This window comes from Candidatus Melainabacteria bacterium (genome assembly GCA_003963305.1).
Taxonomy (GTDB): domain Bacteria; phylum Cyanobacteriota; class Vampirovibrionia; order Obscuribacterales; family Obscuribacteraceae; genus PALSA-1081.
Map to the genome: position 1 here is coordinate 587815 of RXJR01000001.1, position 8387 is coordinate 596201.

The following is an 8387-nucleotide window of genomic DNA, read 5'->3' on the forward strand; positions in this document are numbered from 1 at the left end:
TCTAAAGAAGAGGGGCAAAATATTCGCTCCTTGTTAGAAATTCCTTGTTGTTACTAAATCGCGGCACGGATATTCGGAAGCTATTTTCCGAACCACAAACAAGTAACTGCCACATGCTTGATTGATGTACGCGAAGTTCAGGGATCAGTGCGCGCACGGAGCAAAGCGCAACCAGATCACAGGCCAGTGAAAAGATACAAGCTCCCAGCTAGAATGGCTAATCATCAATGAACCCACAAGCACATCGCCTTGATCCTCCAGTCAAACAAGGTCCTCCAGAAGCAGAACAGAGAATAATTATCAGAGGCGGCAAGCCGCTCTTCGGTAAAGTTCGATGCGACGGCGCAAAGAATGCAGTGCTGAAAATGATGGCAGCAGCGCTGTTAGTCGAAGGCGTCACCGTTTTGAAAAACGTGCCGAATCTGACCGACGTACATATGATGGCGAACATCATTCGGCAGCTTGGAGCTACCGTCGACGTCGGCGATGGCGAAGTAAGAATCGATGCCACCAATGTCAATGATTTCGAAGCACCTTACGAATTGGTCAGCCAACTACGAGCCTCGTTTGTGGTGCTGGGTCCACTTCTGGCCCGCTTCCGTCAAGCGAAAGTATCCTTGCCGGGCGGCTGTGCCATCGGCGAACGCCGTATCGACTTGCACGAGCGCGGTCTGAAACAACTCGGAGCCGAAGTCGGTATCGATCATGGCTATGTCTATGCCAGTGCTGACAAGCTGGTTGGTAGCCGCATTTATCTCGAACGCCCATCTAACGGCGCCACCGAAAACATCATGCTGGCAGCAGTTCTTGCCGAAGGTCAAACCATTATCGAGAACGCCGCTCAAGATCCTGAAATTTCCAATATCGCTGACTTTGTCAATGCCATCGGCGGAAAAATTTCCGGCGCAGGCACCTATCAGATTGTCATCGACGGCGTTAAGCAGAGTGACCTGCACGGTGCAGTCGTAGACACGATTCCAGACAGATGCGAAGCCGGCACTTTCATGTTTGCCGTCATGGCGACCGGCGGTGACATCACTATTGATGGTGTCAATCCGCATCACCTTTACTCGGTGATCAACAAGTGCTCAGAGATGGGCGCTGAAATCTCCATCTTTGCACCGGATACGATCAAGGTGAAAGCAACCGGTCGCATGCGCGCTACCGACGTCACGACCGTTCCTTATCCAGGCTACCCGACCGACCTGCAAGCGCCGCTCATGTCGGTACTGGCAGCTGCTGAAGGCACCTCAATCATTACTGAAACGATCTACGAAAATCGCTTCATGCAAGTGGGTGAGCTGCGCAGAATGGGTGCAGATATTGTTCTGACAGGCAATTCGGCCGTGATCAAGGGCGTGCCCAAGTTGATGGGTGCAGAAGTCAAATCGTCAGACTTGAGAGCCGCCGCAGCTCTCATAGTTGCAGGCTTAGCCGCCGACGGAGTGACTGAAGTTACAGGTCTTCATCATCTCGACCGGGGTTATGACGGGCTTGAAGACAAACTTAGAGGATTGGGCGGAGACATCTGGAGACGTTAGCCCAAGATTCTTATCCAGTCAGTTAAAATCAGAGCTCCGGTATTTACACCGGGGCTCTTCTGTTACGGGGCTGGCGGGAAAAGCCCACCTGCTTACCGTTCAACAGCTTGAAAACCTGCGCTTTGACACGGGAGACTGGAATGCTTGTTTTAAAATTCGGCGGCACGTCTGTAGGTTCGGCAGAGAGATTTGAGGGCGTGCTGAAGCTGCTCTCTAACCTGCAAAACTCAAACCAGCAGGCGGTGATTGTTTTATCGGCAATGTCGGGCGTCACAAATGCCTTGATTGCCGGTGCCACGCTCGCCGTCAACCGCGACTTGAAGGGCGCGCTGCAGAAGCTGGCAGCGATACGCGATACACACGAGCAATGTGTGGAAAATCTATTTGTGAAATCGCAGCAGTCCATGAGTCTTCTCAAAGATATCGACGCCAGTTTGCAGGAGCTGGAAATTCTCTTTAAAGGAATAAGCTATCTTGGCGAACTGACCAAAAGATCGCTTGATGCCGTCTCTGGAATGGGAGAGTTGCTGTCCTCGAAGATTCTCGCTGCTTATGCTGAAAGCAAAGGTCTGAAAGCACAGTGGGTAGACGCTCGCGAGTTCATGATCACAGATGAGAACTTCGGCAAAGCAAATCCCATGTGGTCAAAACTGATACCACAGGCAAAACAAAAACTGAATCCGATTCTGGACTCAGGCAAACTAGTAATTACTCAAGGATTTATCGGCGCTACCGAATACGGTGCCAGCACCACCCTCGGACGGGGCGGCTCAGATTTCAGTGCCTCTATTATGGGTGTCGCACTTGATGCTACCGAGATACAGATCTGGACTGATGTTGACGGCATGATGACCGCTGATCCACGGGTCGTAAAAGATGCAATCGTACTGAATGAAGTTTCCTTTCAAGAAGCATCCGAACTTGCTTACTTCGGGGCAAAAGTATTACACCCGCTGACCATTGCTCCTGCGGTCGAGAAAAATATTCCGGTGCGCATTCTCAACACCATGCGTCCGGAAGCACCGGGCACTATCATCAAAGCAACGGTCAACGCCACCGGACTGGTATGTGCCATCGCCTCTAAAAAGGGCATCAGCGCTTTCTTTATCACTTCGCCGAGAATGTTGATGGCGCACGGATTTTTGACTCGCGTCTTCGAAGTTTTCGACCGTCATCAAACTTCCATCGACTTAATCTCAACCTCAGAAATTTCCGTCTCAGTGACCACGGATAGAACCGACACACTGGACAAGATTTCAGCAGATCTAGCCGATCACGGCGAGGTTCGCGTACAGTCAAATGTCGCCATTATCACAGTAGTGGGAAGACAATTCCGCGAAAAGAGCGGCATTGCCGGTCAAGTTTTTGATGCGCTGCGCAACATCAACATCATTATGATTTCCGGTGGCGCATCTGATATCAACTTGAGCTTTGTGGTTTCGGAAGATGAAGCTGATCTGGCAATCAGGCAGCTGCACGACGCTTTTTTCGAGAAGCAGAACGGCTGAATCAGCGCCCTTTCTTTTTCGGTTTTGCAGAGCCCTTAGTCACAGACTTGCTCGTCTTTGACTGAGGCTTATCATCTGACTTGGACTGCGTTTTTGCCTCTGACTTAGTGTCTGATTTAGACTGAACCTTTACGTCCGGTTTGGACTTCGATTTACGCTCAGGTTTTGTATCCGACTTCTTCGCCTTTGCTCCAGCTTTTTCTGAGTCTTTCGCCATCGATTTCTGAGGCTCCGCAACGTTTGTTTCGGAATTTTCCGGATCTGGTTTCTTCAACGCTGAAACAGTAGTTTCGGAGCCTTCTGCATCCGGAGTCTTCGCATCTGAAACGTTAGCTTCGGAAATTTCTGTCTCCGGTTTCTTAGTCGTCTGTTCTGCAGATGCGACAGGCGACGGTACCTGACCTTTCTTTGCAAACTTGGTATCAATTGTGCCGTCGATTTTCAACGTAACAACATCACCGCGTTTTGTGACGTAGCTCAAATTCCCCAGCTTGTCGAACGAAACCGACTGAATTCCGCTGACCATGACCTTTCCCGATTGTTCGATCATATGCCAGATATTTTTTTCTTCCGAAAGAACAAAACTGAGTCCATCACTCATAGCAACACTGGTCAACATGCCGCAGAAATTGTATGTGGGGATAAGCTGACGACCGCCCGCATGTATCGCCATCTCAATTGTGCCGCGTTCAGTTCTGGTGATACTGCTCGCCCCTTCCGGATCGGGGTTCTGAGCCAGGTCATCAGCCGCCTTTTTCACTGCATCATAAACAGTCTTAGCAGAGTCCTTTCGCATTGATGACGGCAGTGGCGTTAGATCTAGCATTTCGTAGGCTTTTTGAATTGCCTCAAACTCAGCTGCAGTACCCGCTTCGCCATCTTCAATGCTTGCACCCGTTTGTCCATCCAGCATTTCTTGAGTGGCAAGGTCTTGAATCGATATTTCATCGATAGAAACTTCGGTCTTCAGAATTTCCGCAGCAGCAGCCGCGATGGCAAGATCCGCAGCTTCACTTGCAGCAGACTTTAACTTCATGCTGCTCGATTTCGGCTCGCATAACGATGAGAACAAATGACGCATTGTTTCGTTATCGATGGCGAATTCTTCATCTGGAATGGAATTGAGGAACGTCTCAAGTTCCACCGCCTCTTCAGACTGAACAGCGGACTCTGAAGGAGTTTCTGAAGCTTGCAGTTCACTGCTAACAGTGGCATCAAAAACCAGCGCATTCATCCAGGCTGGCAGTAATTCATCCTGCGCATCGACAGGAGTCGTGTTCACATCCTGTCCAGGAACTCTGGCAGGCTCATTCACCGCCGGTTCAGGATTGGGATTCGAATCACTCGACACATCCTCATTGGTCTGATTTTGTACAGGCTCAGGAGAAACCTCTGGCAGCATCTCCGGCCCCGCCCATGGACTCTCCTCCGCAGTTTGCTGGCTGCGCCCAGTCGACCCGCTTGTGACGACGTATCGAGTCTGAGTATCGGCTGTAGGAGCCCCCCAGGCAGAAGGCGCATCATCAAACTGTGCTTGCGGAGGCGGCGCAGCCGGCTTTCTCTCGATAAACTCTCGCTGCGTGTCTGCTAGTGACGCAGGCCAACCCGACTCAGAAGCAGCCTTGTGGGGCAATACTTCCCGTTGAGTCTCCGCCAATCGAGCCACGGCAGAAGAATCATATGCAGGGTTCGGGTGAGAAGATGTCGCGCCCGCTTCCCCGGCTAAATCAGCAGACGCCGTCGAGGTGCTGTCTTCAAAAAACTGATGCTCTCCAGCATGGTTCGGTTCGTGTGCAAAAGGGTTCTGTGGGTCGTTTTGTAAAGACTCCGCTGCACTTTCGCCTTCAATCATTCTCATCTGAGCTTCTGCATCAGCCGGAATAGTCGGAATTTCCAGCTCTCTGGAGACGCTCCAGGTCCGATACTCGCTGTTTACTGTCGAGGGGAAATAGCCATGATTGGCACCGTTTAGATTCTCAATAATCTTGTTATCGAGAACCTTTCGGCTATCCTTACCGATGACGAAATCGCCCTTATTCGTCAGCGGTAGTTGAGAAGCATTCAGCTTAATTCCTTTGGCTATGCGTTTCTTCTCTTCCATCTCTGACACTCACATATACAAACAATGGTCTAAATATAGATTTTAGGCAGGATAAGGGCAACTACTTCATTTCTTCCCATTAATCTTGACAAGCCCTCGTATCCAAACCTTTCGGATTGCCAATGCAAGGCCCTGCCGAATTTGTTAGAAAAATGACCGCAACAAAGTTTGCTGAGTTTGCGTCCTTGCCAAAGTTACCAAGAGATTGGATGGAATGTTAGGCACTTTAATTAAAGCGCTGGAAGTCGATTTCCGGAACGCGAATAACGAAAAGTATTTGCGCTCAGAAACCAACCTCAGACAAAATCTCGAACGAATCCTGGCGATTCGCAAGCATTACCCTGAATTCAAGGCGGCAAAGCCGTTGATGTTTCCAAAACTCAACGAACTTTCGCAACTTTCAAAGAAAGAAGGCTTATGCCTGAGTTACTGGCATGATTGCAGCGAGGTCAGCGAATTTAGAGCCGTACTGGCGAATAAAACAGACGCAATAGAAACTGCCTTGCTTGCTTCAAAACCTTCTCGATTCAAGACAGCTTCGTTGAGCCGTTTTATGCAGCGCAGTGAAGACGCTGTGTTATTCAGTTATTTAAGTGATGTGAGCAAAACAAAGGGACTGCATAAGTCCAGGCGGGTGCTGAATACCGAGGCGCATCGACATCAAGTGACTGGACTTCTCTATCAGCTGCACCTTTTGGAACGCCAATTGCAGACGATGCTTGCACGTCACGGGCATACACTCAATTTCGCACCCCAAACCAATTTTGCCCCTGACAGCGCCGATCTAGAAACAAACGAGAGCGAAAATCGCGAGATGGAGAAAATGTTTGTTCAAAAAAGTGCGTTCGTGCCCGTCTCATTTGATAGAAATCTAGAATTACAAACACGTCAACAAGCAGCGGCATCGCTGGATCAAGAGCAAAAAACAGGGGTGCAATTTGATGCCACTGGACCGCTCGATATCTGGTACAGCCTGGCTGAAGATCCAAAAACGCCGCGACACTTTCTGTACTGGCTTGCAGAAAGTGAAAACCCTTACGTATCACAACGCGCACGAGCTACGTTGAAACGACAGACTGAACCACAATCTTCGCTGCTTTTTGAATCACAACCGCAACCCCAGCCGGCACCGAAATTCCAACTGGAACCACAAGCTCGTTGCCAACCCAAACCGCAACCTCGTTCCCCGCAAACGAGAATCCCGCCACTTGCTTACAGCGCACAAGGGAGTCTGGTTGGTTAATCCAAACCCGTCGTTTGTTAAGAGCCTGCCCAAAACTATTCAAACATTCGTCGATAAGGACTGCGATAGTTAATGGCTTCTGCCAGATCGGAAGCTTGAATATCCTCGTGCGCCTCAAGGTCGGCAATGGTACGACTGATACGCAATACTCGATCGTAAGCACGGGCAGACAATCCTAACTGGTGAACAGCTCGGGCCAAAATCAGCCGCGATTTTTCGTCAATTTTGCAGTACCTCACCATATCCCTTTGCGAGAGCTGACCGTTAAACACAAATGGTCTTGAGCCACACCGCTCCTGTTGAATCTCAACTGCACGCATTACACGGAGCCGGATATCGTAAGAGGTTTCTGAACTTCCAGCACTCGAAAGTTCTTCCTCTGTCAGCCGCGAAACAGTGACGTGTAAATCGATACGATCGAGCAGTGGACCAGATAACCTGTTCCAATAACGTTCGGCCTGATAGGTTGTGCAAGAACAGCATTTGACGCTATCGCCCTTATAACCGCACGGACAGGGATTGCACGCACCTACAAACAGAAACGACGCGGGATAAGTGAGTGTATGCATGGCTCGACTGATAGTCACGTTAGACGTTTCAAGAGGCTGACGCAAATTATCGAGATGGGCGCGAGGAAACTCGGTCAACTCATCGAGAAAGAGAATACCCATGTGACTGAGCGAAATTTCGCCGGGTCTTGGATTTGCTCCACCGCCGATCAAGCCCACCGCTGAAGCGCTATGGTGGGGGTTCCTGAACGGTCTCTCTAGCACGAGGCTTTTCTTATTTTGCAACTTGCCAGCGACGCTGTACAACTTCGTCAACTCGAGAGCTTCCTCAAATGAGAGTGGTGGCATAATGCCAGGCAATCGTTGGGCAAGCATCGACTTGCCTGACCCGGGCGGACCAACCATCAATATGTTGTGCTTTCCAGCCGCTGCAATTTCGAGCGCCCGTTTAGCAACATACTGTCCTTTCACTTCATAGAAATCTGGACCAGCACGTCGATTATTTTGACTCTCTTTAAAAGTCTGCCTGGGATCGTTGTCTAGAACAGCAACAGCTTCAGGTCTTTCCAGGAGATGACAAACTTGCTTCAAATGTGACACGGGAAAAATTTTGAGACCATCGATTAGCCCTGCCTCTTCGGCATTGTCCTGGGGCAGTATGATGCCCATAGCCCCATAACGCTTAGCAGCCATGGCAATCGGCAGAACGCCGGACACCGGTCGCACAGAACCATCTAATCCAAGTTCACCAACTATCCAAAATTTAGATAGGTGCTCGGTAGGCAACATGCTGGTTGATGCAAGAATGCCAACTGCAATCGGCAAATCAAAAGCCGGTCCTTCCTTTTTGGTATCTGCAGGTGCAAGATTGACGATCCACCGTTTTGCGTACGGCACATAGAAGTCGCAAGCCTTGATGGCAGAACGAACCCTGTCTTGCGACTCCTTCACCGACGCGTCAGGCAGACCAACAAGGCTGATTTGTCCAATACCAGGTCCGCAGTCACACTCAACCTCGATACAATAAGCATCGACGCCGATCAGTCCTCCTGAAAAGATTCTCGCGAACATATCTGCTCCTCTGACTCATCGTCCTTCCAAGAAGTAATACGTTCAAGAGTTCAGAATGGTTCAAACCAAAATTCAGTTTTAATCAACTATAGAAATGACTGCCCACAGGCAAGACAAAAGGAGAAGTTAGTGTCGCGTGCAGCACCGCACTTAGGACATTGAGCCGCTGACACACCAGCGCCAGCAGCACCGCTCTCACCACCCACAGTGGCCAGAGGAGCAGACAGATGATCTTGAAATGAAAATTCGAATTTAGGCAAGTCGAAGTTTCCGAGCGATACTGGTTGCGTCGAATCCACTAGTGTTGAACTGACTTCCGGCGTCATCTGTGTCGAATCAACCAGTGTTGAACTGACTTCCGGCGTTATCTGTGTCGAATCAACCAGTGTTGAACTGACTTCCGGCGTCACCTGT

5 protein-coding genes are annotated in these 8387 nt (G+C 49.9%); 3 read left to right on the forward strand and 2 right to left on the reverse strand.

Annotated elements, in window-relative coordinates; all coding sequences use genetic code 11:
- The first annotated feature begins 227 nt into the window (after positions 1 to 227).
- Both murA and lysC read left to right on the forward strand, forming a co-directional pair.
- On the forward strand, positions 228 to 1541 hold the full coding sequence (gene murA, locus EKK48_02530; GenBank protein ID RTL46231.1) for a UDP-N-acetylglucosamine 1-carboxyvinyltransferase: 1314 nt from the start codon (positions 228 to 230) through the stop codon (positions 1539 to 1541).
- 140 nt (positions 1542 to 1681) lie between these two features.
- Complete coding sequence (lysC, locus tag EKK48_02535) at positions 1682 to 3049, forward strand: lysine-sensitive aspartokinase 3 (protein ID RTL46232.1); 1368 nt, start codon at positions 1682 to 1684, stop codon at positions 3047 to 3049.
- 1 nt (position 3050) lies between these two features.
- On the opposite strand, the gene EKK48_02540 is transcribed toward lysC, so the two are convergent.
- Complete coding sequence (locus EKK48_02540; protein ID RTL46233.1) at positions 3051 to 5150, reverse strand: hypothetical protein; 2100 nt, start codon at positions 5148 to 5150, stop codon at positions 3051 to 3053.
- Between the two features lie 214 nt (positions 5151 to 5364).
- On the opposite strand from EKK48_02540, the gene EKK48_02545 reads away from it, so the two are divergent.
- Entirely contained in the window at positions 5365 to 6393 is a 1029-nt protein-coding gene (locus EKK48_02545; GenBank protein ID RTL46234.1) for a hypothetical protein, read from the forward strand.
- Between the two features lie 35 nt (positions 6394 to 6428).
- Here EKK48_02545 and EKK48_02550 read toward each other — a convergent pair whose 3' ends face one another.
- Positions 6429 to 7973, reverse strand: coding sequence for an ATP-binding protein (locus tag EKK48_02550; GenBank protein ID RTL46235.1), 1545 nt, complete (start codon positions 7971 to 7973; stop codon positions 6429 to 6431).
- Between the last annotated feature and the right edge of the window lie 414 nt (positions 7974 to 8387).